The sequence below is a fragment of the Sulfurovum sp. TSL1 genome, assembly GCF_019972135.1.
Taxonomy (GTDB): Bacteria; Campylobacterota; Campylobacteria; order Campylobacterales; family Sulfurovaceae; genus Sulfurovum.
Genome location: NZ_BPFI01000001.1, coordinates 261,993 through 288,402, shown reverse-complemented (window position 1 = coordinate 288,402; position 26,410 = coordinate 261,993). Strand labels below are relative to the sequence as shown.

The 26,410-nt window shown below is 40.9% G+C and carries 26 protein-coding genes; 8 read left to right on the top strand and 18 right to left on the bottom strand.

Translation table 11 applies throughout. The annotated features are described in order from the left end of the window. Nucleotide 1 precedes the first annotated feature (1 nt). Entirely contained in the window at nucleotides 2-754 is a 753-nt protein-coding gene (locus LDM98_RS01440; protein ID WP_223897499.1) for an NYN domain-containing protein, read from the top strand. On the opposite strand, the gene LDM98_RS01435 is transcribed toward LDM98_RS01440, so the two are convergent. The 3 genes from LDM98_RS01435 to LDM98_RS01425 all read right to left on the bottom strand — a co-directional run bounded on the left by LDM98_RS01435 (nucleotide 751) and on the right by LDM98_RS01425 (nucleotide 3,811). Then, complete coding sequence (locus tag LDM98_RS01435) at nucleotides 751-2,829, bottom strand: ATP-dependent helicase (RefSeq protein WP_223897497.1); 2,079 nt, start codon at nucleotides 2,827-2,829, stop codon at nucleotides 751-753. The two genes, LDM98_RS01440 and LDM98_RS01435, sit on opposite strands and share 4 nt — an antisense overlap. Beyond that, nucleotides 2,830-3,168, bottom strand: coding sequence for a hypothetical protein (locus tag LDM98_RS01430; RefSeq protein ID WP_223897495.1), 339 nt, complete (start codon nucleotides 3,166-3,168; stop codon nucleotides 2,830-2,832). Between the two features lie 85 nt (nucleotides 3,169-3,253). Continuing rightward, nucleotides 3,254-3,811 carry a hypothetical protein gene (locus LDM98_RS01425; protein WP_223897493.1) on the bottom strand — a complete coding sequence of 186 codons (558 nt, stop codon included), beginning with the start codon at nucleotides 3,809-3,811 and terminating at the stop codon, nucleotides 3,254-3,256. Between the two features lie 244 nt (nucleotides 3,812-4,055). On the opposite strand from LDM98_RS01425, the gene murA reads away from it, so the two are divergent. Continuing rightward, entirely contained in the window at nucleotides 4,056-5,324 is a 1,269-nt protein-coding gene (murA, locus tag LDM98_RS01420; protein WP_223897491.1) for a UDP-N-acetylglucosamine 1-carboxyvinyltransferase, read from the top strand. A gap of 4 nt (nucleotides 5,325-5,328) precedes the next feature. Here murA and LDM98_RS01415 read toward each other — a convergent pair whose 3' ends face one another. The 11 genes from LDM98_RS01415 to aroQ form a co-directional block, all read right to left on the bottom strand. Next, nucleotides 5,329-5,613, bottom strand: coding sequence for a hypothetical protein (locus LDM98_RS01415; protein WP_223897489.1), 285 nt, complete (start codon nucleotides 5,611-5,613; stop codon nucleotides 5,329-5,331). Nucleotides 5,614-5,626: 13 nt separating this feature from the next. Then, a complete protein-coding gene (locus LDM98_RS01410) occupies nucleotides 5,627-7,339 on the bottom strand; it encodes a hypothetical protein (protein WP_223897487.1) in 1,713 nt (570 codons plus the stop codon). 132 nt (nucleotides 7,340-7,471) lie between these two features. Next, nucleotides 7,472-7,672 carry a hypothetical protein gene (locus tag LDM98_RS01405; protein WP_223897485.1) on the bottom strand — a complete coding sequence of 67 codons (201 nt, stop codon included), beginning with the start codon at nucleotides 7,670-7,672 and terminating at the stop codon, nucleotides 7,472-7,474. Further along, nucleotides 7,662-8,858, bottom strand: a complete 1,197-nt coding sequence (locus tag LDM98_RS01400; protein ID WP_223897483.1) for an OmpA family protein — start codon at nucleotides 8,856-8,858, stop codon at nucleotides 7,662-7,664. The genes LDM98_RS01405 and LDM98_RS01400 overlap by 11 nt, the downstream gene beginning before the upstream one ends. 4 nt (nucleotides 8,859-8,862) lie before the next feature. Next, the gene (locus LDM98_RS01395; protein WP_223897481.1) at nucleotides 8,863-9,969 is read right to left on the bottom strand and encodes a MotA/TolQ/ExbB proton channel family protein; all 1,107 of its coding nucleotides are present in this window, start codon (nucleotides 9,967-9,969) and stop codon (nucleotides 8,863-8,865) included. A gap of 151 nt (nucleotides 9,970-10,120) precedes the next feature. After that, the gene (mnmA, locus tag LDM98_RS01390; protein ID WP_223897479.1) at nucleotides 10,121-11,140 is read right to left on the bottom strand and encodes a tRNA 2-thiouridine(34) synthase MnmA; all 1,020 of its coding nucleotides are present in this window, start codon (nucleotides 11,138-11,140) and stop codon (nucleotides 10,121-10,123) included. A gap of 1 nt (nucleotide 11,141) precedes the next feature. Then, complete coding sequence (locus LDM98_RS01385; RefSeq protein ID WP_223897477.1) at nucleotides 11,142-11,612, bottom strand: hypothetical protein; 471 nt, start codon at nucleotides 11,610-11,612, stop codon at nucleotides 11,142-11,144. Next, entirely contained in the window at nucleotides 11,602-12,690 is a 1,089-nt protein-coding gene (locus LDM98_RS01380; RefSeq protein ID WP_223897474.1) for a flagellar biosynthesis protein FlhF, read from the bottom strand. The genes LDM98_RS01385 and LDM98_RS01380 overlap by 11 nt, the downstream gene beginning before the upstream one ends. Further along, nucleotides 12,683-13,177, bottom strand: coding sequence for a 2-amino-4-hydroxy-6-hydroxymethyldihydropteridine diphosphokinase (gene folK, locus LDM98_RS01375; protein WP_223897472.1), 495 nt, complete (start codon nucleotides 13,175-13,177; stop codon nucleotides 12,683-12,685). Before folK ends, LDM98_RS01380 begins: the two co-directional genes overlap by 8 nt. 8 nt (nucleotides 13,178-13,185) lie before the next feature. Further along, nucleotides 13,186-14,205, bottom strand: a complete 1,020-nt coding sequence (locus LDM98_RS01370; protein WP_223897470.1) for a M24 family metallopeptidase — start codon at nucleotides 14,203-14,205, stop codon at nucleotides 13,186-13,188. Nucleotides 14,206-14,273: 68 nt separating this feature from the next. Continuing rightward, a complete protein-coding gene (gene aroQ, locus LDM98_RS01365) occupies nucleotides 14,274-14,762 on the bottom strand; it encodes a type II 3-dehydroquinate dehydratase (protein ID WP_223897467.1) in 489 nt (162 codons plus the stop codon). Between the two features lie 62 nt (nucleotides 14,763-14,824). On the opposite strand from aroQ, the gene LDM98_RS01360 reads away from it, so the two are divergent. Together LDM98_RS01360 and sppA are read left to right on the top strand one after the other, a co-directional pair. Beyond that, a complete protein-coding gene (locus tag LDM98_RS01360; RefSeq protein ID WP_223897465.1) occupies nucleotides 14,825-16,039 on the top strand; it encodes a metal-dependent hydrolase in 1,215 nt (404 codons plus the stop codon). Next, nucleotides 16,032-16,886 carry a signal peptide peptidase SppA gene (sppA, locus tag LDM98_RS01355; RefSeq protein ID WP_223897464.1) on the top strand — a complete coding sequence of 285 codons (855 nt, stop codon included), beginning with the start codon at nucleotides 16,032-16,034 and terminating at the stop codon, nucleotides 16,884-16,886. Before LDM98_RS01360 ends, sppA begins: the two co-directional genes overlap by 8 nt. Here sppA and LDM98_RS01350 read toward each other — a convergent pair whose 3' ends face one another. Genes LDM98_RS01350 through LDM98_RS01335 form a run of 4 tightly spaced genes read right to left on the bottom strand, consistent with a single transcriptional unit; the run spans nucleotide 16,887 to nucleotide 20,247 of the window. Continuing rightward, nucleotides 16,887-18,104 (bottom strand): CAP domain-containing protein, encoded by a 1,218-nt coding sequence (locus tag LDM98_RS01350; RefSeq protein ID WP_223897462.1) that lies wholly within the window; start codon nucleotides 18,102-18,104, stop codon nucleotides 16,887-16,889. Between the two features lie 22 nt (nucleotides 18,105-18,126). Next, complete coding sequence (locus LDM98_RS01345) at nucleotides 18,127-19,386, bottom strand: PLP-dependent aspartate aminotransferase family protein (RefSeq protein ID WP_223897460.1); 1,260 nt, start codon at nucleotides 19,384-19,386, stop codon at nucleotides 18,127-18,129. A gap of 8 nt (nucleotides 19,387-19,394) precedes the next feature. Continuing rightward, a complete protein-coding gene (locus LDM98_RS01340) occupies nucleotides 19,395-19,808 on the bottom strand; it encodes an Rrf2 family transcriptional regulator (protein WP_223897457.1) in 414 nt (137 codons plus the stop codon). Beyond that, nucleotides 19,789-20,247: a DUF4395 domain-containing protein gene (locus tag LDM98_RS01335; RefSeq protein WP_223897455.1), complete on the bottom strand. Its 459-nt coding sequence runs from the start codon at nucleotides 20,245-20,247 to the stop codon at nucleotides 19,789-19,791. Before LDM98_RS01335 ends, LDM98_RS01340 begins: the two co-directional genes overlap by 20 nt. A 378-nt stretch (nucleotides 20,248-20,625) precedes the next feature. Here LDM98_RS01335 and LDM98_RS01330 point away from each other — a divergent pair, with 378 nt between their 5' ends. From LDM98_RS01330 to LDM98_RS01315, 4 genes are read left to right on the top strand one after another with little or no spacing between them, the layout of a single operon-like run. Continuing rightward, nucleotides 20,626-21,819 carry a TolC family protein gene (locus tag LDM98_RS01330; RefSeq protein WP_223897453.1) on the top strand — a complete coding sequence of 398 codons (1,194 nt, stop codon included), beginning with the start codon at nucleotides 20,626-20,628 and terminating at the stop codon, nucleotides 21,817-21,819. Then, a complete protein-coding gene (locus LDM98_RS01325) occupies nucleotides 21,819-22,844 on the top strand; it encodes an efflux RND transporter periplasmic adaptor subunit (RefSeq protein ID WP_223897451.1) in 1,026 nt (341 codons plus the stop codon). Before LDM98_RS01330 ends, LDM98_RS01325 begins: the two co-directional genes overlap by 1 nt. Then, nucleotides 22,844-25,969, top strand: a complete 3,126-nt coding sequence (locus tag LDM98_RS01320) for an efflux RND transporter permease subunit (RefSeq protein WP_223897449.1) — start codon at nucleotides 22,844-22,846, stop codon at nucleotides 25,967-25,969. The genes LDM98_RS01325 and LDM98_RS01320 overlap by 1 nt, the downstream gene beginning before the upstream one ends. Then, a complete protein-coding gene (locus tag LDM98_RS01315) occupies nucleotides 25,966-26,340 on the top strand; it encodes a hypothetical protein (RefSeq protein ID WP_223897447.1) in 375 nt (124 codons plus the stop codon). The genes LDM98_RS01320 and LDM98_RS01315 overlap by 4 nt, the downstream gene beginning before the upstream one ends. The last annotated feature ends 70 nt before the right edge of the window (nucleotides 26,341-26,410 follow it).

The window sequence follows — 26,410 nt, the reverse complement described above, 5'->3', positions numbered from 1 at the left end:
TATGGCAAAAAGTAAAAAAGAAGATCACATCGCATTGTTTATAGACTGTGACAATATATCACACCGTTCCATAGAAGGTATTATCAATGAGCTGAGTAAATACGGAGTTGTAAACATTCGTCAAGCCTATGGTAACTGGACAAAAGACAACCTCAAGAACTGGGAAGACAAACTGTTGGAGTTTGCCATTAAACCCATACAACAGTTTGACTATTCTAAAAATAAAAATGCCACAGATATTCTCATGACGATAGATGCCATAGATCTGCTTCACACCAAAGACATTGATGCTTTTGCATTTGCTACGAGTGATTCTGACTTTACACCTGTCGTCATGCGTGTACAAAATGAAGGTATCAGGGTCTATGGTTTTGGAGAGAAGAAAACACCCAAGCCTTTTATGGCAGCATGTTCACAGTTCATCTTTACTGAAAAGCTTATGACCAACAGTAGTACCCATAGTACCGAGAGCGTTGATGTGATGCAGACACCTGTACGTCAATCCGGTAAAGAGATGCGGCAGGATACCTGGCTGGTCAATGTGCTAAGAACAGCGGTTGAACAGACCATGGATGAGGATGGATGGGCAAATCTTGCTGATATAGGCCAATATATCAATAACTCCACCTCCTTTTCACCTATCAACTTCGGATACAAAAAACTCAGCAATCTGATAGATGAGATCGACCTGTTTGATATCTATGTGGATGAAAGCACCAAACAGATGAGCATCAGAGATAAAAGATACCACTAAACCGCAGGTTCTTTCGTCTCTTTCTTCTCTTTTTTCCCTTTAGGCTCAGGTTCTACAAATTCCCCTTTGATCAGCCCTGCTTCATGCAGGAACTGTGAAGGTTTGTAGTCTATTTTTTTCACTCTGTCAAATTTTGCCAAAGAGAGATAAAGTCTGTCTTTAGCACGTGTCACGGCAACATAGAACAATCGACGTTCCTCTTCGATACTGGACATCATCTTTCTGTTCGGGAATCTTCCGTCTACCAGGTCAATGACATAGACTTCGGGAAACTCCAGGCCTTTGCTGGCATGGACGGTGAGGAGATTGATCCCCTCACCTTCACTGAGTTCATTTCCACCCAGTACCATGGCATTTACAAAACGTCGCAACTCTGCATATTGCCGTGAAAGGTCCAGCAGTAGATGTGCTTTTCTCTGTATACGCTCTTTCGCCTGTTTCTTTTTCTCTTCATCGACTTCACCGGATTTGAGACGTCCTCTTTGCGTTGCCAGGAGTTCTATGATCCCTACATAGAGTTTCGAAGCGATAATTTTCTTTAAGATTTCAGAGGGTTTCTCCAGACTGTGTACAGACTTCATCAGCATATAAAAGTCTTTGAAAAACGCCATACCGTCATTTGTAAGTTTTGCATGTTTAAGCAATGGATGGTTATAGAGTGCACTATCTAGGTCCATATGTTTAAATCTCGCAGCAGATCCTATCTCCTGGTCATCATCAAAGAGTCCCAACTGCACATTTTTGTTAGGGTTCAGCTTCGGCAGATCATGCACCTTTGGGTAGAGTACCCCCTGCATAAAATTTCCCTGCCCAAAATGCAGGAAGGACTGGAAAAACTCTTTGGAGAGTGCTGACCCTACACCTCTTGCATATTCAAACACATGAATGAATGCCATCATATCTTTCGGATTGACCAGCAGCGCCAAAAGGTCCAGTAAAAACTTGATCTCTTTTGTATCAAAAAAACTGGTCCCGCCTTTACGCTTACAGGGTATACCGTACTCACGCAGACTCGCTTCAACCCCATCTGCTGAAGAGTTGTTCCTGAAAATAACAGCTATCTGGTCATTGGGCACATGGGTACGTTTGATCCCCTCTGCAATGGACTGGTACTGTTCAAAAAGATCATTGTACATCAAGAGTTTGGGCGGATAGCTCTTCACATCACGTCCCACTTCCAGTTTTTTGGGGTAGATACGTTCATTTCTTTCTATGACACGGTTTGCCAAAGAGAGTATGGGAGCTGTCGAACGATAGTTTGTTTTCAGCGTAAAGACCTTGGCATCTTTATAACGTTCTGAATACGTTGCAATATTCTCGATATTGGCCCCATTGAATGCATAGATACTCTGGTCATAATCCCCTACACAAAAGAGAGATTTTGGTTTCAGTACATCGATAAGAGCACTTTGAAGGGTGTTGGTATCCTGATACTCATCCACCAGTACCTCTTCAAAAGCTATAGTATTCTCTTCCAAATGGTTTTTCATCCGAAGCAGCAGATCATTGAAAGAAGCAAATCCGTAGTCTATCTTCTCTTTTTCAAACTCCTGAGTGATATCCGTATAGATATCCATGACAGGTTCATGTTCAGGGTATTTTTCCAAAAACCATGTATCAAAGCCTTCTAGCGATGCATTTTGATACAAGGAGTACATCTCATAGAGGTAAGTGGCTGAAAAAGGCTGCATGCTTAGGTTCATACGCTCAAAATTGCGTTTTTCATAGATGCTTCTAAACAATGTTTTGAGCTCAGAAGGCTGTTTCAGTGCCAAATTCGGATAGATCTCTTTGAGCCAGCGGTACGAGACTGCATGGAAAGTCCCGGATTCTATCTTCGATACGATCTTTTTAGGAAAATAGCGTTCAAGCCGTGCGATCATCTCTCCTGCTGCTTTATTGGTAAAAGTTAAAAGCAATATCTTGGAAGGTTCAGTACCCTGGTGTAAAAGATGTGCGATACGCCCTACAATGGTGGAGGTTTTTCCCGTACCGGCACTGGCAATGATAAGATTGTGTCCTAAAGGTGCCGTAGCAGCGCTAAGCTGCTCGTCATTAAGAGAGGATAAAGGCAATTATTTCTGACCGATGATGTAATAAGTATTCTTATTATCTACCTGTTTGAGTTCCAGTTTGTATTTATCTGCCCAATGTTTTACCAACTCTGTAAATGCAGAGAGGTTATCTGCACTGCTGTCTTCATCACATTTGATCTTTAGATGATCTTCAGAGTTGGACATAGCAATATAACCTTTTTCAACAGCCAAGGCATCGTTAAATGAAGGGATATGCTGTGAAAACTTGTCAAAGTTCTTCGTATTTGCGATAATATCATTGATCTGTTTGAGTGTTTGTTCAGTTTTTGTATAACCAAGCTGTGCCAAAAGTGCTTCTGGTGTAAGATCGAGATGCATGACAATCCTAAGTAGTAAAATTATAATTTGATTGTAGCAAATTTTAGATTAGTGAAGCGTTAGGGAAATGAAAATTCCCTAAATTTTAAAAGAGCGTATCGGAGGGTACTTCAACACGTGATATAAGGTCTTTATAGTGTTCCACATTTTGAAAGGCTTTTTCATAACGCCAGCGTAAAACAAATTCAATGATCTCATTCTTGCGTTTGTTCTCCAGCGTTTCCGCTTTACCAAAATATCCTAAAGAGATATTCTTCGCTTTCTTTTTACCATGCTTGTCCGGTTCATAAGTAATAGCGATGACCTGGATATATTTACCTTCACGTACTTCACCAAAATCATCTTCTTTCAAACCAATACCAGACAGGTTCATAGCCTTATACATAAAGACTTTGTCAAAGTCTGGAGACTTCTCAAAAATTTTGAGTTTTTCATAAAGCTCTTTCACCCGTACAATATTCTCTTCACGAACATTGTCATGGTTTTCACCTGCTTTACTGACAGTTTTTACCGGTGGTTTCTTTTTCGTTTTCGGCACTTCTTTGTGCTCAGAAGATCCAGTCGAAGACTTTCTTTCTTTTTCTTCGATTTTATCTTCCAAGCGACTCGTAAGCGCCCTTAATTTATCTAAACTACTCGACATTCTTTTCCCTTAAAATGTGGCCTACGGCCTTACTTGAGTACATATTATTAAATATAGTACAAAACTTCTTGTTATAGTTAGATTAAATTATAGTGAATAATATTAATTTTTCTATTTTTTAATGTGAAAGGAAAAACATTGTGTAATATTGGTTAGTATTAATATACTGACCATCTCTATCAATGGGACACTTCTAATCGAGTTTTAGGTAAAATCTTTCAAATATTATTTGAGGACATGATGGATGGATTATTTAGAGATAGTAGGCGGTAGAAAGTTAAGCGGACATGTAACGATCAGTGGTGCTAAAAATGCTGCCCTTCCTATCATTGCAGCGACTATACTCAGTGACAAAGAGGTCACATTGACAAACCTTCCAAATGTGGTAGATATCCGCACACTTCTTAAATTGCTAACGATGCTTGGCGGTCACGTTGAACATGACAAAACGGTAGCAAAGATCAACAATGGCTCGATCACTTCCACAAAAGCAGTCTATGAAATCGTTTCTCAGATGAGAGCATCTATTTTGGTTTTGGGTCCCCTGCTTGCAAGATTCGGTGAATGTGAAGTGAGTCTGCCTGGCGGATGTGCTATCGGGCAACGTCCTATTGACCTTCACCTCCAAGCGCTCGAAGAGATGGGTGCACACATAGAGATCAAAGGTGGGTATGTGCGTGCGGAAGCACCCAATGGACTTAGAGGTGCAAAGATCATCTTTGACAAGATCACTGTGGGCGGTACGGAAAACATCGTAATGGCGGCAGCCTTGGCCAAAGGGACCACCACGATCATCAATGCAGCAAAAGAGCCTGAAGTGGTACAACTCTGTGAGATGATACGCGACGCTGGGGTAAAGATAGAAGGTATAGGCACGGATGAACTGATCATAGAAGGAACAGACAGACAGCCACTTGACTTTAAAACGGTAGAGATCATCCCCGATCGTATAGAAGCAGGAACCTACCTTTGTGCAGGAGCTATCACGCATTCGAGTATTACCCTCCACAACGTAAACCATAAACATATACGTGCTTCTATCGACAAACTGGAACACATGGGTTGTACCTTCGATCTTGGAGATGATACTATTACCATCCATCCTGCTTCAAATCTCAAACCTGTGAATCTCATCACCATAGAGTATCCGGGATTCCCTACAGACATGCAGGCACAGTTCATGGCACTTGCAGTCATGGCTAAGGGAGAAAGTCTGATAGAGGAACGTCTCTTTGAAAACCGTTTTATGCATGTGAGTGAACTGAACCGTCTGGGTGCAGATATCTGGCTCAAAGGGAGTACAGCAGCGGTAAAAGGTGTGGACAAGCTCTATGGAGCCGATGTCATGGCAACAGACCTCAGAGCCTCTTCAGCACTTGTTCTGGCTGCACTGGTTGCAGAAGGTACAACGAACGTAAGACGTATCTATCACTTAGACCGCGGGTATGATGACCTGGAAGGAAAACTTGCTGCACTGGGGGCAGATATCATCAGAAAAAAAGAGAGCAAGTAGAAGTCTATTCGACCTCTACGACGTCTATCACAGCTGGGAACCCAGGGCCGATCGCCTCTTTGACAAGTACGGCTTTGACTTTAACTGTCTGATTCTGTTTTTTGGCCAGATCAAACTTCGCCTGGTTTTGTATCTTGTAACTGGTTTGGGTTTTCATGTCTTTAATACTCAGATAGGCGTGCGGTGAAGAGCCTTTCATCGCTACCCTCCCCTCAAGCTCTAGGATATTGTCCTGCGCACAGCCAACCAACAATCCTATAAGACTCAGTCCAATAAGTATCTTTTTCATACATATCCTTCTTCTATTTGGCTATCAACGTTGCTTCGGTCTGACTGTTCAGTTCTAACTTAATATTGATATCACCCGTTAAATTATCACCTATTTTATAGTAGTAATTCCCCTGTGGCTGAATGGTACCTGCTGTTGTATATATTGTCGGACCTTGACCATAATCAAAAAGGTTAATAGAGTTCATTTCATATGTTATACTTCCATAGACATCCTCAAATAACGTACCTATATTATAGACAGGTGTATCCACTAGATTGTCATGATCTGAAAGCATCACGGCAACACCCCACTCGCTAAGCAGATCTGCAAACGTTTTTCCTAATCCCTGAGGTGATTGATTCACAGCATCAACGACTGCCTGTTGATCATCAAAGCTGTTATGTACAATGTCATGAAGCACTTGTGCCCCTCCATAGTTTCTGAGAAGATAGGCTCCATAGACGTTGACTTTAGCATAATCAGCTAAAGCAAATATTGGATTTCCATATTGATCTAATGGGCCACTATTAATTGTTAATGAAAGGGTATTATTTTCATTAAAAGTCGGATATCTTCCCTCTACACTATGTCCTATTTTTGTCGCGATGATATCTTCTGTGCTTTCAGAAAGCATTTCATTGATCCACGTATCTGTATCTTGATTAATGTCTGCATAACGTAAAATATTTTTTTGATAATAGTGGATCATGTGCTGAAATTCATGTGCCAGTGTGGAAACTATCTCTTTAGGCCACGTATCATCAAGACTCCAAGTCAAAGGAGTTTCGCCATTGGCAAACATGACGGAATCAATGTAGAACATCACCCTTTCATTAGAACCTGATATTGCAGAAGCTTTAAAATTGTCTTTTGCCCAAAAGAACCCAACAACCCTTCCTTCTCCAGAAACTGGTAGTCCATCATCATCTATATCTGTCAGCAATATTGTGATTTCATCATTAGCTGGGATAAGATAACTATACTTTGCTTCTGCATTACTTCCCCACTCTTCGCCATAGATATTGGTGACCCAATCATAAATATCATCATTAGTAGAAGTACTCTTCAAAAAAGTATCTGCCAGTGCATTCACCATGTCCTGGGTCACACATTTGTCTGATAAACACCCAGAACCACTATCAAAACTATCATCTGATACCCAGATATTCAGTGTTTTGGGCCCATATTTCGTAGGTACATCCGCAATCACTTTCCTAGCTCTTGCAGAAGTTTGAGTTCTACAGGTTCCATTATCAGGATTAATATCTGTACAAAATGTACCTGGATCACCTACTGTATCTTCCATCCTCTCAGGTATAGCTATCGTTTTAGCTTGAAACTGATTCTCTTCTGCTCTAGAAAGCAATGTACCTATTTGAGCATTAAACGCCTCTACATATTGGGGGTGATGAAGAATACGTGGTTTTTCTGTAACATCCGTAGAGAAAACAGTTTTGGCTTGTGCCGCATCTATACTTTTTGCATTATGCGTAATCGTTGCAGTAGCAGAAGTCGTATCACTGTTACTCAAAACAAGGTAAAGGCTTTTTGCTGTATTTCCTAGAGAGACAGTGGCATTGACAATATCTGCAGAGCATAAACTTTCAACCTGGTAGTCACCAGTGACAGTAACATTTTCATTACATGATGTGAGACCAGTGCCACTGTCACTGCCCCCTCCTCCACAACCTAAAAGTACCATTGTACCTATAATTGATAGTGCTAATAAACTATTTAATCGCATCTTATGATTCCTGCATTTTCAATATACTATACTAATATAAGACACTTAGTATAGCATAGTATAGAAATAATTACGTAAATTTCTATAAAACTTAACAATAAGAGCATAAATCATTCAAAAGAAATATGACACTTATTTAGTTTTAGAGTAGTCTTCAGGCAATACAAAAGGATTGTTTTTGAAAAATCCCAGGATTCTTTCCCATAAAGAGGTTTGCACACTGACATCTTCAGGGTGTTTCTCCTCTGTTTGATCTCGTTTTAAAGATACCAGTTCTCTTTCGAGTTTTGCATTTGCCTCTTTTAGATGCACGGGTTCAAAATCATTTTGCATCTAAAACCTTTTCTATCTCATGCATCGCATCTTCATTTTTGAGTCTAAATTTGATCTCTATACGTCTCGATGCTTCTTTATCTTCCACACCATCCACCATGATAGTATCCTGATAGGCTCTTCCCGAAGCGATCATAAGCGGTTGAATGTTGTGTTTTTTCGTGAAATCCAACGTCAGCAGATACTCCATCACGGCCAGTGCCCGTTTTTGCGAGAGGTTCAAGTTATAGATGTATGATCCCACACTGTCCGTATGCCCTTCGATAATGATCTTATCGAGGTGAGACTTGATACTTGGATTCGTTACCAATGTACCAATGTACTCTTCAAATGCCTTTTTAAGCTCTACTTTTGCCTCAGGCTTCAGTGTTGCATCTCCGCTTTCAAAAAGTATATTAGAGGCCAATCTGAGTGATCCAGTCTCTTTATCTATATCGATCTTGTCGCCCAATGCCTCTTTTAGTGCAGCAATAACCTTTAGTTTGATACCGGTCAAAGATTTGATCTTCGCTTTTTGTGCCTGTAGATTTGCCACGAGTTCATCATACTTTGTCTTCTTCTCATCCAAAGCATTCAGAAGGGTTAAAAGTTTTTCATCTTTTATTTTTACCGTATCCTTCGTTTCATTCAACTCGCTGGAGAGCATGAGCACTTTCCCTTCATACTCTTTCAGACTTTTCGTTGTTTTATCTAATGCATCTTTGTTTTCATCCAGTAGATTTTGGACGATGACGATCTTATTGCTAAGTAGATCCTGTTTGGCATTTGCTTCCAGTAAGAGTTTATTCAGCTTGTCTATTTCAGAGATATGAAGCTTGAACATTCTTTCATTTTCAGTCAGGCGAAGCTGGTCTTTGGCAATACGCGCATTTTGAAGTTGCATTTGTTTTTCCGCTTCGCTCAATTTGATCGCATCTTCGGCAATACGTGCATCTCGAAGGGTCAAAAGTCTCTCTTTTTCAGCTAAAAGCTCTTGACTTTTTGCCAAAGAATACTCTTTGACATCAAGGGTTTCAGAGAGTTTTAAAAGCCTCTCATCTTTGGTATGCAGATCCGCTTTCAATATCATGGATTTTGATACGATCGCACCGATCAGTAAAATGAAAACAAAAAGCAACCCTGCCATCAGGTCGGCATAGGATATCCAGAAATTGCTTTCCGCATTCGTCTTGTCGTTTCTAAACATCTTTTTACTTTTTTGGCTGTTTTAATGTAGCTATATTTTCACGTATCTGCTCATTTTGTTGGGAGATGATACGTGCAAATTCTGCAAGTTTTTCAACAGCCTGTCCAAGTTCTTCATCTATCTTTACAAAAGTATGGTCCACTGAACCATCAAAACGCTCCATAGATTTTTGGAGTGTTTGAGTATTTTTATTGAATCCTTCGATATTTTTTTCCATCGCAGCAACTGCATGCACACTTGATTGTCTGGTCTGTATATTCTCAAGCGTATCACGTAATTCTGAAGCAGCTTCCTGCATGTGTACTGTCAGCTTTGTAAAACTGTTTGTCGTGTCATGTACGATCGTTGTAAAATTTTTAAGATACTGCTCATTCAGCTCTTTAATAAAATCCATATTGAATGTTTCTTTAAGTGTCTGAACGATCTGTTGGTCTTTCAGCTCGCTCTGCATATGCTCATGTTTGATCAATTCGGATCTTTTCCAAACACGCTGTCCATAGAGTTTTTCCAGATCAAAGATCTGTTTGTCGACTTTTGCGATACCCCTTTTTTCAAAGTAGGTCCAGATAAGTGAGAGCATAATACCGTAGATCGATGCATAAAATGCAGTACCTATACCCGAAAGCAGTATAGAGATCTCACGGTCAAGTGCATCAAGATCTTTCACGGTAAAATCAGGCATGGACAGGGCGATAGCGATGAATGTACCCAAAATACCCAGCATAGGAAAGACCGAAGGGGCTACACGTGCAAAATTATCGTTACGGATATCCTCATAATACTCGGTGATAAAGTCTTTGATATGTAAAGTAGATTTGGTTTTGCCCATGATCGTTAATGCATTTTCACGCAAGGCTGCCTGCAGATTCTCTTCCATGTTGGCAAAAGACCCTTTCATATGACACACTGCGTAATTTGCATTATGTCTTATAAAAGTGACAAATACCACAAAGATAAATGCCACGATACCCAATGTATGCGTCTCTACATTAACAGGGAAGATACCCAGATAAGCGACAACCAATCCTATCAAAAAGAGGAAAGGTATCAAAAGTATGGTAAAAAAATGTGGAGTACATGAAGCTGATTTTTTTCTGTCAAATTGTTGCATAAAGCATCCTACTTAAAATGAATTAAGCCATTATATCCAAAATCGTTAAATGAAAATATAGAAGATTTCATATCAATACTACTCTCAATATTTTCACTTAATATTCCTTAATATAAAACTAGTGATATTCTACATCAATTCATCTTAATTTTTAACAGATTACTCCGCCACCGATCAATTTGTCTGCTTCATAAAATGCAGCGATCTGTCCTTTTGCCAGTCCAAAAACGGGCTCGTCTAACACAACTTTGGCTGTACCATCGTTAATGCTCACGTGACAAGGTACAGCAGTCGTACGATACCGCACTTTCACCATACAATCAAACTCTGTGAGATCTTTAAAAAGGTTGATCTGTTTGACTTCAAACTCATGCACTTCAAGTTTTTCTTTGGTACCCACAACGATCTGATTGGTTTCAGGCTTAATATCAAGTACAAAATGCGGATCATGAGCGCCATCCACAAAGAAACCTCTACGCTTTCCTATCGTATAATGCATGTATCCTTTGTGTGTACCGACCACATTTCCTTCAGTATCTACGGTTTCACCGGGCATATCGATATCCATATGTTTTGCCAAGACTTCATCGTAGGTGTTTTCCACAAAACAGATCTCAGAACTCTCTCTTTGTGTCGCAAAATCTTTCAGCACTTCTATATTGGCTGCATACGCTTTGACATCTTTTTTCACCCATGTACCTAGAGGAAAAAGCAATCGAGGAAGCACCTCTTTTTTTACTTCACAAAGAAAATAACTCTGGTCCTTGTTCGGATCATCTGCTGCATAGATAAAATCACCGTCACACTTGATGTAATGCCCTGTCGCTACATGGTCTGCACCGATACTGTCTGCAAACTCCACCATCTTTCCAAACTTGATGGTACGGTTACACATGACACATGGGTTTGGTGTCAGTCCCTCTTTATAACTCTCTACAAAATAATTGTAAACCTGCTTATCGAACGCTTCACTCAGATCCAGGAAATGCACCTTCACACCCAGGTATTCACCGACTCTTTGTGCTTTGGCAAAATTCTCTTCATGATACCCTGGTTTCTGATGGAGCTTCATATAGACACCCTCAACCTCATATCCCTCTTTTTGCAAGAGTATAGATGTGACTGTAGAGTCTACGCCTCCACTCATACCGACTAGTACTTTCTTTTTCATATCAATTCACTTTCTTTATTTGTATTGCTATCTCTTCATCTACGTTGACCAACGAGCCCTCTGCTATCATTTTACCCTCTGATACAAGCGCCACGTTTTTTAGATCTACATGCGTGATATCAATTGTAGATCCTATTTCCAATGCTTTGGTTTGCACGGAACCCAAAGAGACCTTTAAGATTTTATATTTTTTACTATCAGACTGTTCTATGGTATCTTCTGCTACATCTACAATTTCAGCCTGATGCACATTATGCATAGGTTTGAGTCTTATATTAGCACAAATAGTATTCCCATTCATTAATGACAGTACCAACGTGTCAAACCCCGTCAGAATTATATCATTTACACTTAATTTTTTAAGCTTAGTACTTCGTACCGTCACAAGTGGCAAGGTGAGATCATATGTCGGGTAGTTTACATGCCTTTGCATCATCTTTGCTAAATGAAACGCCTGTGTTTCATGCTTCATCCAAGTCCCCGATAAAATGCTCTAAAAGATACTCTTTTGAAGCAACCACAAGATCATCCGGTACCTCCTGGCCTGTCGAGAAATAACTCATAGGTAAATTGTATAATAGCATAAAGTTCAACAACGTACCAAAATGCTTTGTCTCATCGAATTTACTGATCATGACAGAGTCTATATCCATGAATGAGAAGTTAGTATAAATATCATCCATATCTTCATATTTTACCGTTGCAGAGAAAACAAGATTTACCTCTAGTTTTCTAGGGGTATCCGTCTGAACAAACTCAACTGTTTTAATAAATTTTTTCGTATCATAAGGTGACATGCCTGCCGTATCTACCAGTATCACATCATAGTCACTTAAAGCTTCTAAACCCTCCGTAAAATCTTCGACACTCTCTACCGTAATGTGCTCAAGCTGCATGATATCCGCATAGTGCGCAAGCTGTTCAAATGCACCCACTTTATAGCTGTCAAGATTGAGAAGCGCTACTTTATAAGGTTTATCCATCAAATAGGCATAACGTGCAGCAAGTTTGGCAATAGTCGTCGTTTTCCCTACGCCTGTAGGACCTACGAGCATCATGATCTTAGGCTCATCCAATGACTCCTGGTATACCTTCAGGCTCTCATCGATCTCTTCAAGCAAGTAAGAGACCAAGAGTGTTGCATCACTGAGTATATTACTTCCCATCAGTGACGCTAAAATATCATCCAGCCAGGATTTCGCAATGCCCTTTTTCATAAAAAGTTTTTTCACCTTTTGCACGACACTCTGATCTTCCGGATCCAACATCTCCTCTTTCATTAGGGAGAGTTGTTTTTTCAGTTCACACAGTTCTTCTAGCAGTGCGCCATCTTCATCTTTTTCCGGTTCAGTATGCACAGTAGAGATCTTGCCAAAAGACTTTTCCATAAAAAGATCTTTGGGTACAGCTATGCATACTTCAGAACGTAATTTGCCATCTTCATATTTGATCTGTTTTGCTGAAATGAGTTCAACACCCTCTCCATATTTCTGTACGGCCTGTTCGTATGCACTTTTTGGATCAGAAGCTACAAATGTTTCATTAACCATGCTTGTTATACCTTTTCATCATTGATAATGGGATCAATACCGACGCCCGTTCTTTCCAACCCGGATGCGGGAGTGTCAGTTCTTTTGTCTCCATTGTCACATTTTCATAAAATATGATATCTATATCTAAAGTTCTCGGACCGTCTTTAAAAAGACGTTTACGTCCAAATGCCTTTTCTACACGTAACAGATAGCGCAATAACGCCTTGGGGCTTAAAAACGTCTCAATAAGCAGTAAAGAGTTATAAAAATCTCCCTGCTCTGTATACCCGAAAGGAGGATTTTTTACGATAGGTGCTGTCTCTATGACTCGCAATAATGAAGATCTTTTAAAAAAATAAAAAAGATGTTCAAACCGGCGTACGACATCGCCGATATTCCCACCGATCCCCAATAACACCCTGTGACCGCTTTGACTCGATAAAATAGAAGGAAAATCTTTTGTTCTGATCAAAGTATTTTCTGTGTCTATTTTCTTTCTTATCATAGCATAACCTATAAAACAACCGCTTTACCGTCTACCATGGCTACCATATCTTCTATACGAATACCGAACTCATCAGGAATATAGATACCTGGTTCTATCGTATAGACCATACCGTCTTCAATGATCGTATCTGATTTTGAAGCGATATAAGGCATTTCATGGATGTCCAGTCCAACCCCATGTCCTGTTGAGTGTACATAGTACTCTCCAAAGCCTGCTTTGGTGATGATGTCACGTGTAAGGGCATCCACCTTTTTCGCTTTCATACCGGTACGTGCTTTGGCAATGGCATTGTCATGTGCTTTAAGCACCGTATCATACGCTTTTTGTATCTTTTTACGTTTAAAACTCTGTTGTGTCTCAAAGAGAAAATCTTTATCTGCCTGTACCGTACGTGTACGATCCGAACAATAGCGTTTATATTTCAACCCTGCATCCACCAGCAGCAGATTATCTTTAGCTAATTTTTTAGATGTCGGCATGGCATGGGGTTTTGCAGCATTGGTGTTCACTGCCACGATAGGATCAAAACTCAGTTCATACTTGCCAAAGTCACTCAAAACACCTTTGGCTCTGTAGGTAAGTGTGTATTCGTTTTCACCAAAACCATTGGCAGAAAACTCTTTAGCCAGTGCTTTAAACGCTTTTGCTCCAAGTTTTGCTGCCTTGGCAAGGATCTTCAGCTCTTCATCGCTTTTAATGATACGCTTTTTATGCGAGAAATCCGGCTGTGGGTCAAACTTTACTTTACATTGAGAACTTACACGTTCAAAACCGTCTACACTCCACTCTTTAGGATCGAAGATCACTTTTTTAATCCTGGACTTTTTGAGTAAGGAGACGGCTTCACCATAAAGGTCACGATTGATGACCACGGTTGCACCTCTTACACTTTGGGTGGCATCGATGGTGTAACGACTGTCTGTGATAAAAAATGCTTCACTCCCCAAAGAAAGGTAAAGCGCATTATCACAACTGTAGCCACATTCATAGTAGATAGCATTTTCATCTTTGAGCATGTAGTTCATAAGAGACCTTTTGATCTGGTTTAAAATTGGGGTATAGCCCTCCTCTCGGAGGAGAGGAAAGGGTTAGATTATTGTTGTTGTGCTGCTGCTTGTGCTTTTGCCTGGTGTTCTCTCATTGCTGCCACTTCTGAAAGCATTTGTGTCATACCGACCATTGCCAGGTGATAGCTAAATGGTCCCATACCTGAGATCTGACCTGCACATACCGGTGCTATCAGTGACTTGTGTCTAAATTCTTCTCTTTGATAAATGTTTGAAAGGTGTACTTCAAGTGTAGGTATCTGTACCGCAGCAATCGCATCACGAATTGCGATAGAGGTATGCGTATATGCAGCCGGATTGATAATGATACCGTCAGCATCACCGATACACTCCTGGATACGATCTACGATCTCACCCTCTAAGTTGCTTTGAAAAAATTCGATCTCTGTTTTGTTTTGATCAGCAAATGCTTTCATTTGTGCATGGATATCTTCTAATTTCATCGGACCATAGATGTTTTTCTCTCTAATTCCCAGCATATTGAGGTTTGGACCTTGGATCACTACTATTTTCATTTTCTACCTTGTTTATATAATTTAGGTATTATTCTATCAAAATATATTAAAGGTGAGGCAAAATGAAGATAATAAATGCAGACTTTCTCTATACACCCCATGGCTATGTACAAAATCAAGCAGTTGCATTTACAGAAATCATTAAAGATATTGGTCCGCTGGAAGAACTCACCCAACGTTATCCCGATGCAGAGGTCATCCGGACCGAGCCGCACTCCATACTCTATCCTGGATTTATCAACACCCATGTACATCTGGAGTTCTCTGCGAACAAAACCTCTTTATTGTATGGTGCTTTCAAACCCTGGCTTGATTCTGTTATAGAACACAGAGAGGAGCTTATGGGGGCATGCAACAATGCAATAATGCTTCACGAGTGTCAAAATATGCTGCGTTCAGGAATCACTGCTTTTGGTGCCATTTCAAGTTTTGGCAACGAACTTGAAGTGTGTGAGAAAACCCCTCAACGTGTGGTCTTTTTCAATGAACTCATAGGCTCAAATGCCATGTACGCAGATATGCTGTATGGTGACTTTCAGGAGCGTGTCAGAGCCTCACAGTCATGTGACAAGCGTGCTCGTATCACCCCGGCCATAGCGATACACTCCCCTTATTCTGTACACCCGATACTGCTGCAAAAAGCGGTCACTCTGGCCAAAAAACACACCATGCCCCTCAGTACGCATTTTTTAGAATCAAAGGATGAAAGAGAATGGCTTGAATCCAGTAGCGGTACGCTCAGAGCATTTTTTCTGAAATACTTTAACACCACAACCACTGTCACAAATATTGAAGAGTTCATGCATGCCTTTGATACCTATCCGACACATTTTGCACATTGTGTACAGGCAACAGAGGAGGAGTTAGACTATTTGGCCCATAAAGGGCACTCTATCGCCCATTGTCCACGTTCCAACAGATACCTGGGATGCGGAAGGCTTGCCATTGAAGATCTAAACCTTCCTTTCAGTGTCGCCACAGACGGATTAAGTTCCAACGATTCACTCAATATCTTCGATGAGCTCAAAGCTGCGATCATGCTGCACCATGACATACCTATCCAGGAACTTTCCGAGAAACTGCTGCGAGCAGTGACCGGAGATGCTGCTGAGATATTGGGTTTGAACTGTGGTAAAATAGAAGTCGACAAACTTGCGGACTTTGCAGTCGTCACTCTGCCTGAAGCGCCTAAAAGAACTGAAGAGTTGGCGCTGTGGAGTATCTTGCATACAAAAGAGGTTTCCGAAGTTTATATCGAAGGAGAAAAATATGTTTAGTGCTATAGGTAAAGTGATCAAATGGATCGGTCAACACTTTTTTGGAATGCTTTTTTTACTCATTGTTCTGCTTGTGCTTATGCCCACTTCAACGACTGAATTAAAGCCTGCCAATCTACAGGAGATACAGCTTGCAGGTCCCATCATCGATGCGGAGATGATACTTAAAGAGATAGAAGAGATACAAAAAGACCCTAAGATAAAAGGGGTACTGCTCAACGTGAATTCACCCGGAGGTGCGGTTCCGCCTTCCATTGAGATCGCCTATGCGATCAAAGCATTAAAAGAGCATAAACCCGTGGTTGCTTATGCTTCGGGTATGATGACAAGCGGCAGTTATTATGCTTCTATCTATGCAAATACCATTATTGCCAATCCGGGTTCCATCGTTGGATCTATCGGGGTCATCATGGAGAGTGCAAATATAGAGGAACTGATGGATACGATCGGTGTGAAAACACAGATAGTCAAAGAAGGTACCTACAAAGAGGCAGGTACGCCGACAAGAGAGTGGACAGATGAAGAACGTGCTGAACTTGAAAGGCTTACCAAAGATACCTATGAACTTTTTGTCAGTGATGTAGCCAATGCTAGGGGATTAGATATAAAGCATGCCAAAGCCTATGCAGATGCGCATATATTTTCAGCCAAAAGAGCAAAAGATGCAGGACTCATCGACTATGTCGGAGTGAAAAGCCAAGCCAAAGCAGAAGTGGAGAAACTTGCAAACGTCACAGATCCAAGATGGAAAGAAAAAGATAAACTCGAGAGCTTTATGGAACAGTTTGCGACGAAAGGTATGATGCAGTTACAAAACTATTTTTACGGTTTGAAAGCTTCCTTCTAACTACTGTACGTCAAAGAAAACTTTTTTCTTTCCAAAGTCCAGACTGACCTTTCCCGAAGAGCGTCTCTTCGGGAACGTTACTTTTAATGTATTTTGATCCAGGAATGAAGCATTGATGCCTCCCCTGGACCTGTAACCGTGTAAGATATCGTTTCTTGAATCGGGTACCATATAGAGTACGGCTGTGGTACCTGCCTCTACTGCCAATGTTATCGTATTTCCATTCACTCTATAGATTTTTGCTTCAGGTTTTGATGTTCTGAATTTCCAATGTTTTTTCACGTTAACTCCATCGGCAACCGCTTCAAATACTGCCGTATATCTTGTGTCAAACTCCAGTCTTTTCAGTGGCATCAGTACGAATTCCAATGCAGTCAAAATATGGTTGGGATCGTTGTTCTCTTGCAGGATCCTGGTCTCCTCGATCTCCTTTCCATTTTCATTATAGAGACGAAATGCTTTCAACGTGACATGGCTGTAATATGCAGGGTTGAACTGTACAGAAAGAGGAAAACCACTCACCTTATAACCAGGCAGAGGATCTGGAGACTCATTGTAAAATGCAGGCCAGATATCCGTTTGTTCCGCATAGGGATAGAGTATGATCTCTCTGTTTTTACGCCGTACTTTATCTTTTGTTGCTTCAAAAAGTGACTGAGGTACCATCTTGCTACTTTGTTTGCAAATATCTCTCATATAATAGGTACCATTGGTCAAAGTAAAAGATCTTCTACACAATGCTGCAATACCTGAAGCACCCATGTTATAGACATATGCTTGTTTTACCTGTCTTTTTTTATTGGCAGAAGAAGATCCATATCCTATCTCGTCCGTATCAAAATTCAAAAATACCAAACGGTGGTAGATCGCGGAAAAAAGATTCTCTATGGATTTTTTCTGGCCTACGGTATTGATAGAGACATTTTCCATCACAAACATAGAAGGATACCCTGCTTTTACGACACGCTGTGAGGGTGTACTACCTGTATAGGCAGGGTGTCCTTTTTTTTCATAATGTCCGCTTTGTTGATTCTGTATAAGATAGCGGGCATGAGAAGCTGCTGCATTTTGTAAAGCCTTGTTGCTTTTTAGTTTGATAAGACCGCTCTTTTCTCTTATACTGTTGAGATATGCTAGCCCTTCTTGTGCACTGTTGGCCTCAAGAGAAACCAACAAACAGATGATCAAAAGAGAAGAACGAAGTGATCTATACAGCACGATACCTACTTATAAGAGATTCTTACAATGCATTCGCTGCTTGTAAAAAGTCCTCTGCAATGACCTTAGGATCTTCCAAACCTATGGAAACACGGATCAACCCTTCATGGACACCCAGAAATTTACGGGTTTCTTCATTGAAATCACTATAGATAGTACTTGTCATATGCAGTGCAAGTGTTCGATTGTCCCCAATGTTTGCTGTTTGTATCACATACTTCAGTTTGTTCAGAAACGTAAAAGCCCGCTCTTTTGTTCCACAGTCTATACTGAGCAACGGACCGCAGCCCTGTGCAAAGTCTGACTTGTATCGTTCATGATCAGGGCTTGATGCCAATGACGGGTGGTTTACACTCACCCCCTCAGGCAGTTTTTCATCCAGTAATGCTGCGACTGTTTCGACACTTTTATTGATCCTCTCTACCCTGAGTGAGAGTGTTTCCAGTCCTATCATGGTCATAAATGAACCAAAGGCATTGGCAGTCATACCGAAATCACGAATGGCACGTTTTTTACAGATAGGTATAAATGCTTTTTCTCCCATCTTTTTGACTATTTTGTGTACATCGGCATATTTCGGGTTCATCAGTTTATCACCCTCTTCTTTTACTGCTCTGAAAACAGCTATACCACCGAGTGCAGCCGAATGTCCGGACATATTTTTCGTTGAAGAGTGCACAGAGATATCCGCTCCCATCTCCAGTGGTCGGACCAAAAGCGGTGTCGCAGTATTGTCTATCATGACCAATGTCTCATACTGATTACAAAGATCGATGATACGCTGTATATCAGGCAGTGTAAGGCTTGGATTCCCTACAGACTCAAAAAGCACCATCTTGATACCGCGCTGAAGTGTTGCTTCAATATGTTCAAAATCGTCTACGGTACAAAAAGTGTTCTTCACACCAAAACGTGCCAAAGTTTCATTGACAAGTGAATAGGTGCCACCAAAGAAACCGCCGATACAGAGCAACTCATCTCCTGCAGATAAAAAAGCGCTGCATACCATCGAGATCGCACCCATACCTGAAGAGGTGGCAATGGCACCAAATCCGCCTTCCATCTTCGCTACGATAGCTTCCAGTTTGGCATTTGTCGGATTTCCTACTCTTGCATAGAGTGGTTTATTGACCTGGGCAGCAAAGATACCTTCTGCTTCTTCAGCATTTTCGTAACCATAGGCAGCGGACGGGGTGATCGTAGGTGCAATGGGTCCTACCTTGGAACCTACACTTTGGACAAGCAAGGTATTGAAATAGTCAAAATCAGTGGTATTGTTCATCTTTGTCCCTATATTGAATAATTTAGTATTTGGTTGGCTTTCAGTTGATAGTTCTTCAGTTCAGACAATGGGATCTCGAACACCGCCGAGACTTTTTGTTTAATATCATCCCAAAAGAGTTTAAGTGCCTGGCTATCTGTTTGGTAGTTGTCAGCAAATATATCTGACTCCAGAATAAGCACCACATCTTTAAGCGTGATATCGTTGAGGCTTTTTGCCAGTTTGTATCCGCCATGTGCACCTTTGATGCTGGTAAGAAGCCCCTGTTTTTTCAGTTCTAAGAGTATCTGTTCCAAAAAGTTTTGCGGAATGGATGCATTGGCTGCTATTTCTTTTATCTTGAGAACTTTATCATCGGGAATGGAACCCAACTCCTGAAGTGCAGCGATCGCATAGATTGTTTTACTGGATATTCCTATCATTTCCTAAAAGACCTTTACCGATTTGTATTGCGTAGTATAGCTTACATCCTATACAAAAATCGAATAATGTCTCAAGTAATGCACAAATTAATAAAATAACCGCTAACAGAGTAGCAAATAGTGTAAAGCCCGCAAAATAGAAGAGCACAATGAACAACGAAGTGACCAACCCCAGATAGAGAGCGAACCTCTTTGGTGATTCATCACAAAGTTTAGGTGCAACCCCCCACCCCTTAAGTACGAACTTTCCAATCATCTGAAATGGACTGAAGCCTGAGAAACGTAATGCTCTCATCAAAAAATCAAAGAGTATGACCCATGCAAAAGAGCTTTCTTGAGTGATCAAAAATATGAATGTAAAAAGTGCTACTTGAAAAGAGATCATTCTTACCATATTGGCGTCGATTCTTCTTGTAGATATCGGACAACTTGGAGACATATTCTTTCCTTTCACTGAAGCAACTTTTTAGTTAACCATATCATTAGCACCTCTAAAGACCCTAGAGTACTTTACAATAATATTGACTTTTTTCTCAGTTTGAGTATTAGGGGAGACTAAAATAACCAAAAAAAAGTACAATGCCTTGTCCTATGTAAATATCTAGGGTTTTTACAAGTGCTTATTTCATTTAATAAGCGTATATTATCCAAATATTTTTTTAATGTCAAGTAAATCTATAGGTTTTATTGTTTTTTATATCTCACCCATATTTTCACCTTTATTTTATACTGTTCAGACATTACACACGAGGTACACATAAATACGATAAAATACGCATAACTTTATCAGCACGCTACACAAAATCCGGGAGAACCAATGCGCATCATTCTTTTTACTTTATGGACTGTAGGAGTACTGCAGGCAGAAAGTATTCAACAACTTATCGATCAATCACTTAAAAAGCACCCTTCACTCCAGACTATCCAGCACCGCCTTTCTGCCATGGATGAACGTATAGATGAAAGTCAGAACTTCTCCAACCCGGATATCTCTTTGACCATCAATGACATACAGTTTGATCATCCTTCGGACCGTGGTCTTGAACCTATGCAGTTCAATGCTATCAATGTAAAGCAAAAATTTCCATGGTTCGGCAAACTCGATGCAAGAAAAAACTTTACGACAGCACAAAAAAGTCTGATATTGGACTCCTATGAAGCAGCCAAGATCACACTGGCTAAAGAGATACGCATGACATCCTATAGCATGAAAGAGATTGAAGCACGTATCCGCGTTGTCAACCGCTATAAAGCTGTCGCCAAACAGAATATAGATCTCTATACCTCCTATGCATCTACTGAGAATAGAAGTCATACCAGCAGTATGGCTGCAAGCTTGATGCTCGCCAAAATAAAAATAAAATATGAACGCTATAAGATGATCTTGAAGAACCAGCAGACTACACTCAAATACCTTGTACAAGGTGAGGTCTCCAGGGTATCTGATCCATTGGAGATCAAACGTCCCGGATCATTGGAAAGTTATCTTTCCAGGTCACAGAACAATCTAAATTACCATATGAAACTCTCTGAGCAGCATATCGCAGAGGCGAACAAAGTCATACAAGAGCTAAATATGGCACCTGACCCTTATGTGAATGTAGGCTATTACAACCGTCAGGAATTTCCTGATTATGCCTCTGTGACAGTGGGGGTCTCTCTACCTTTATATGGTTCAGAAGAGCATCAGGCTGAAGCTGCACGCAAGGAAGCCCTTGCTGCTGCATGTGCTTCGTTAGACTACAGATCCTCTTTGGAAAGTGAAATTACTGTGATGTATGCCAAACTCACTGAAGCCTACCAGATCTATCACATTATCCAAAATGAAAGCCTGCCTCAGCTTGAACATATGATCGAACTGAGTCAATCGGGTATTCAAAGCGGAGGTGACCTTTTTGCTTACACCAATCTACTGGAACAAAAACTGGACCTGGAAGAACAACGTATCTCCATCAAAGCCGAATACCTTCGAACACAGGCACAACTAAAATCTCTTATAGGTGAAATATAATGGTATCCATACATATAAAAACAACGATCACACTTTTACTGATCCCGATTTTTTTATTCTCTCAGGAACACAATAGCTCTCTTCCCACTATAGAACAGCTTTTCGGTGTGAAGACAGTAAAAGTAAAAAAAATGACTGCTTCCAAGGAGCAGATCAACTACGGATATATCGTTGCGGAGGACTCACGAAAGATAGATGTACATGCATGGTTTTCAGGCTATATCACAAAACTGTTTGCTGATACACTCTATAAAAAAGTAGAAAAAGGAGATGCTTTGGCCTATGTCTATTCTCCGGAAGTATACAAATCCAAACAGGACTACTTACACTCTTTGGAGTTCAATGAAAAGCACCCCTCACCTCAAATGCTTCAGAGTGCGGAAACCAAACTGCGTCTCTTGGGTGTACATGATGAAGAGATCAAACGTATCAACACTGAACGTAAGGTTGATGAGTTCACAACTATCTATGCACCACAGTCCGGGTGGATATTTGAAAAAAATATTAATGAAGGTGCCTCTTTCAACCCACAAAAAAAGCTCTTTCAGATCGTCAATCTGGACAAAGTATGGATAGAGGTCAAACTCTATCAGGATGAGATAGAGAAACTGCCTCTCCTTACAAATTTTACGGTCAATGCCAAAGGTATTTCGAAAACATATACAGCCAAAAAAAACTTTCTTTACCCCGAGCTGGACCCAAAAGAAGCAACAGCCACATTAAGACTTCAACTTGACAATGAAGATACTGTATTAAAACCGGGCATGTATGCAAAAGTATATGCCTCAGCCGATGCGGCAAGTCATCTTGTTATACCTCGTACTGCAGCTATACGCAAAAATGGACTGTGGTATGCTTTTCTTGTAACTGAATTTAAAGGAGAGTATGAACCTGTGGTCATTCAGATCAAATCTTTAGACGCGAAACATTATGAAATTATAAAAGGGCTGAATGAGGGAGATACACTGGTGAACAATGCACTCTTCATGATGGACTCCGATGCTCAGATACACGGGATCTACTAATGATAGAACGACTTATCGTATTTTCGGCTAAAAATCGTTTTCTTGTCCTTATGACCACGCTCTTCCTCATCATAGGTTCCATTTGGGCCATGAGGAATACCCCCCTGGATGCCCTGCCGGACCTTTCACCTCCACAGGTCATCGTACAGGTTACATGGAAAGGACAAAGCCCGGAGATCATCGAAGAGCAGGGAACCTATCCACTGGTTTCACAATTTCTTGCGATATCGGATATTGAAACCGTCCGCGGTTTTTCAACCTATGAAACTGCCCTGATCTACATTATCTTTAAAGAAGGTACAGACCTCTATTCCGCAAGAAGCCGTGTACTTGAACAGCTTGCATCCATACAAAGTCAGCTTCCAGATACGATGGAAGTCACCCTTGGACCTGATGCTTCAGGTGTAGGATGGGTATACGAATATGCACTGACCTCTCAAACAAAGACCCTTGATGAACTGCGAACGATTCAAGACTACTACTACAAATACGCGCTGATGGGTGTGGACGGGGTGAGTGAAGTAGCCAGTATAGGAGGATTTGTACCAACGTATCAGATTACGGTGAACAATGATGCACTGGTCCAGTACAATCTTTCTATCAAGGATATTTCTAAAACACTCAAAGAGAACAATAATGACACAGGTGGACGCATCGTCATTCAAAACGGTTATGAATGGATGGTACAGGCCAAAGGCTATATCAAAGATCTGGATGAGATACGTCAACTTGTCGTGACGACCAAAAACGGTGTGCCTCTGACTCTCTCTCAAGTGGGACGTGTAGAGAGGGTCCCAAGTGCCAGACGCGGACTGGCTGACCTCAATGGAGAGGGAGAAGTGGTCGGAGGTATCGTCATGGTACGGTATGGGGAAGATGTATACTCGGTCATAAAACGTATCAAGTCCAAAATGCAAGAACTCCAAATAGAAGATGTGAACGTTGTTACGACCTATGACCGTTCAGGGCTGATAGCATCAGCGATCAAAACACTTCAAACGACATTATTCGAAGAGAGTATCATCGTGATCCTGGTCATTGGTCTATTCTTGATGCACTTTCGTTCCATACTTATCATGCTCATCGTACTCCCCTTAACCATAGCCCTCCCATTTTTACTGATGAAGATCTTTGGCATTGACTCTAATATTATGAGTCTGGGAGGTATCGCTATCGCTATCGGTGCCATGGTAGATGCTTCTATCGTGATGATAGAAAATACACATAAGGCCATACATAAAAAAACCAAAGAACATGGTGAACCTCTGAAGAATGATGAGCGTATCAAAACCATCATTCAATCTTCTCAACTTGTAGGACGTCCTATCTTTTTTGCCCTGGCACTTGTGGTCGTCTCTTTTTTGCCCATCTTTGCACTTTCCGGTCAAGAGGGGTTACTGTTTAACCCCCTTGCTTTTACAAAAACCTTTGCAATGACAGCAGGAGCGATACTCTCTGTCACACTGGTACCTGTACTCATGATATATTTCATCAAAGGAAGGATCATACCCGAATCAAAAAACCCGCTGAATCGTTTTTTTATTTGGCTGTATCATCCACTTCTGGTCCATGCTTTAAAATTCAAATACCTCGTTATTTTTCTTGCTATTGGCGGACTTGCATTTTCACTCCCTCTTTACCAAAAATTAAACTGGGAATTTATGCCTATGCTCAATGAGCAAACCGTTATGTATATGCCTGTAACACCGTATGGTATCTCAGTGGATCAAAGCAAAGCACTGACACAGAAAACCGATAAGATCATTAAAAGTTTTCCGGAAGTTGATACGGTGTTCGGTAAGGGAGGACGTGCCAATTCAGCCACAGATCCTGCCCCTCTTGGTATGATCGAAACCATCATTACCTTTAAACCCAGATCACAATGGCGCGCAGGGATGACCTATGAAAAACTGATGGCGGAAATGGAAGAAGCCCTCCAGGTACCTGGCCTTGTGAACTCATGGACCTACCCTATACGTGGTCGTATTGACATGTTACTCTCAGGTATCAGAACCCCCCTGGGTATCAAACTCTATGGGAAAGATGCACAGGGGCTGCAATCTGTAGCCATGCAGATCGAGTCAAAACTTCGTGCACTTAAAGGGACACAGTCAGTTTTCTCTGATCAGGCAAGTGCAGGATATTTCATAGATATCAACATAGATACCGAGGCGCTGCAGCGTTATAATATTTCCAAGTCACTGATCGATGACTATACATCTGCAGCAATAGGTGGGAAAAAGATCACTACCATGTATAAAGGTTTGGAACGTTACCCTATCGCACTGCGTTTTGAAGAGGAAGAGCGTCGAAATCTTGATGATATACGCAATATACCGGTCAAAACACCACTCGGATTTGTACCGCTTTCTACTTTTGCCACTGTCATATACAAAGAGAGTCCCTCTGTGATCAAAAGTGAGATGGCAACACCGGTAACTTTCATCTATATTACGCCACAAACAGGCGTAAGTGCCGTCAAATACAAAGAAGAGGCCGTTAAAGTTTTAAAAGATATACATCTCCCTCCCGGATATTATCTGGAATGGGAAGGACAGTCAGAATACCTTCACTCGGCTATGCAAAAAATAAAATGGATCGTGCCTGTTGTACTGTTAGTGATATTGATCCTGATCTATTTTGCGTTGGGAGAAATCGTACCTACCCTTATTGTATTTTGTACACTGCCTTTTGCCCTGCTAGGCGGTATAATCTACCTCTATCTATTACAGTTCGATATGAGTATTGCAGTGATAGTCGGTTTCCTGGCACTTCTGGGAATTGCTGCAGAAACAGCCATAGTCATGATCGTCTATTTACAAGAAAGTGTCGAAGCGATGCATCAAAAAATGGGGAAACAATTTAACACTCAACATCTCTCCGATGCTATTTATGAAGGTGCCGTTCAAAGAGTGAGACCCAAACTCATGACCGTCTTTGCGATCCTGATGGGACTTCTGCCTATCATGTACACGTCGGGGGTAGGAAGTGAGGTCATGCAACGTATCGCTGCACCGATGATAGGAGGTCTAGTCAGTTCCGCTATACTCAGCCTCTTTCTCATCCCTATTTTTTATGAAATGTATGAGAAATATCAGTTAAAAGAGCTTAAGGAGACCAAATGAGATCAAAGCTGACGATTACACTGCTTGTCACACTATCACTTCTGTCAGGATGTACAGATAAAGATAAAACAGATAACTTAACAGAAGATGGAATGAAATGTGGTCCGGGAAAATGTGGGGCAAGTATGGTGGATGGTTCTGCCTTACTGGTAAAAAAGAAAATGAATATCTTAAGCCAGCTTGCACAAGAGGATAACAGACGGGAATGTGTACTGAAAGCCTTAACAACGAAAGAGATCTATGATTGTGTACGTGTCAAAGAAACCGGGAGACTGAGCACAAAATGTTCAACAGACAATACCGTAAAAGCACCCAAGAAAGAGATACCCACAATGAAATGTGAAACAGGAAAATGCGGAAGCAGTATGTAATAGTTGTTCAAATGCCAATTCATATGAGGCCAGGAAAATAAAAAAATATACTGAAGCTACAAAATAATAA

Excerpts from the sequence above, each read along its gene's own strand:
- LDM98_RS01440 (WP_223897499.1), top strand. The coding sequence starts at position 2 with ATGGCAAAAAGTAAAAAAGAAGATCACATCGCATTGTTTATAGACTGT.
- LDM98_RS01430 (WP_223897495.1), bottom strand. The coding sequence starts at position 3,168 with ATGCATCTCGATCTTACACCAGAAGCACTTTTGGCACAGCTTGGTTAT.
- LDM98_RS01425 (WP_223897493.1), bottom strand. The coding sequence starts at position 3,811 with ATGTCGAGTAGTTTAGATAAATTAAGGGCGCTTACGAGTCGCTTGGAA.
- murA (WP_223897491.1), top strand. The coding sequence starts at position 4,056 with ATGGATTATTTAGAGATAGTAGGCGGTAGAAAGTTAAGCGGACATGTA.
- LDM98_RS01415 (WP_223897489.1), bottom strand. The coding sequence starts at position 5,613 with ATGAAAAAGATACTTATTGGACTGAGTCTTATAGGATTGTTGGTTGGC.
- LDM98_RS01410 (WP_223897487.1), bottom strand. The coding sequence starts at position 7,339 with ATGCGATTAAATAGTTTATTAGCACTATCAATTATAGGTACAATGGTA.
- LDM98_RS01405 (WP_223897485.1), bottom strand. The coding sequence starts at position 7,672 with ATGCAAAATGATTTTGAACCCGTGCATCTAAAAGAGGCAAATGCAAAA.
- LDM98_RS01400 (WP_223897483.1), bottom strand. The coding sequence starts at position 8,858 with ATGTTTAGAAACGACAAGACGAATGCGGAAAGCAATTTCTGGATATCC.
- LDM98_RS01395 (WP_223897481.1), bottom strand. The coding sequence starts at position 9,969 with ATGCAACAATTTGACAGAAAAAAATCAGCTTCATGTACTCCACATTTT.
- mnmA (WP_223897479.1), bottom strand. The coding sequence starts at position 11,140 with ATGAAAAAGAAAGTACTAGTCGGTATGAGTGGAGGCGTAGACTCTACA.
- LDM98_RS01385 (WP_223897477.1), bottom strand. The coding sequence starts at position 11,612 with ATGAAGCATGAAACACAGGCGTTTCATTTAGCAAAGATGATGCAAAGG.
- LDM98_RS01380 (WP_223897474.1), bottom strand. The coding sequence starts at position 12,690 with ATGGTTAATGAAACATTTGTAGCTTCTGATCCAAAAAGTGCATACGAA.
- folK (WP_223897472.1), bottom strand. The coding sequence starts at position 13,177 with ATGATAAGAAAGAAAATAGACACAGAAAATACTTTGATCAGAACAAAA.
- LDM98_RS01370 (WP_223897470.1), bottom strand. The coding sequence starts at position 14,205 with ATGAACTACATGCTCAAAGATGAAAATGCTATCTACTATGAATGTGGC.
- aroQ (WP_223897467.1), bottom strand. The coding sequence starts at position 14,762 with ATGAAAATAGTAGTGATCCAAGGTCCAAACCTCAATATGCTGGGAATT.
- LDM98_RS01360 (WP_223897465.1), top strand. The coding sequence starts at position 14,825 with ATGAAGATAATAAATGCAGACTTTCTCTATACACCCCATGGCTATGTA.
- sppA (WP_223897464.1), top strand. The coding sequence starts at position 16,032 with ATGTTTAGTGCTATAGGTAAAGTGATCAAATGGATCGGTCAACACTTT.
- LDM98_RS01345 (WP_223897460.1), bottom strand. The coding sequence starts at position 19,386 with ATGAACAATACCACTGATTTTGACTATTTCAATACCTTGCTTGTCCAA.
- LDM98_RS01340 (WP_223897457.1), bottom strand. The coding sequence starts at position 19,808 with ATGATAGGAATATCCAGTAAAACAATCTATGCGATCGCTGCACTTCAG.
- LDM98_RS01335 (WP_223897455.1), bottom strand. The coding sequence starts at position 20,247 with ATGTCTCCAAGTTGTCCGATATCTACAAGAAGAATCGACGCCAATATG.
- LDM98_RS01330 (WP_223897453.1), top strand. The coding sequence starts at position 20,626 with ATGCGCATCATTCTTTTTACTTTATGGACTGTAGGAGTACTGCAGGCA.
- LDM98_RS01325 (WP_223897451.1), top strand. The coding sequence starts at position 21,819 with ATGGTATCCATACATATAAAAACAACGATCACACTTTTACTGATCCCG.
- LDM98_RS01320 (WP_223897449.1), top strand. The coding sequence starts at position 22,844 with ATGATAGAACGACTTATCGTATTTTCGGCTAAAAATCGTTTTCTTGTC.
- LDM98_RS01315 (WP_223897447.1), top strand. The coding sequence starts at position 25,966 with ATGAGATCAAAGCTGACGATTACACTGCTTGTCACACTATCACTTCTG.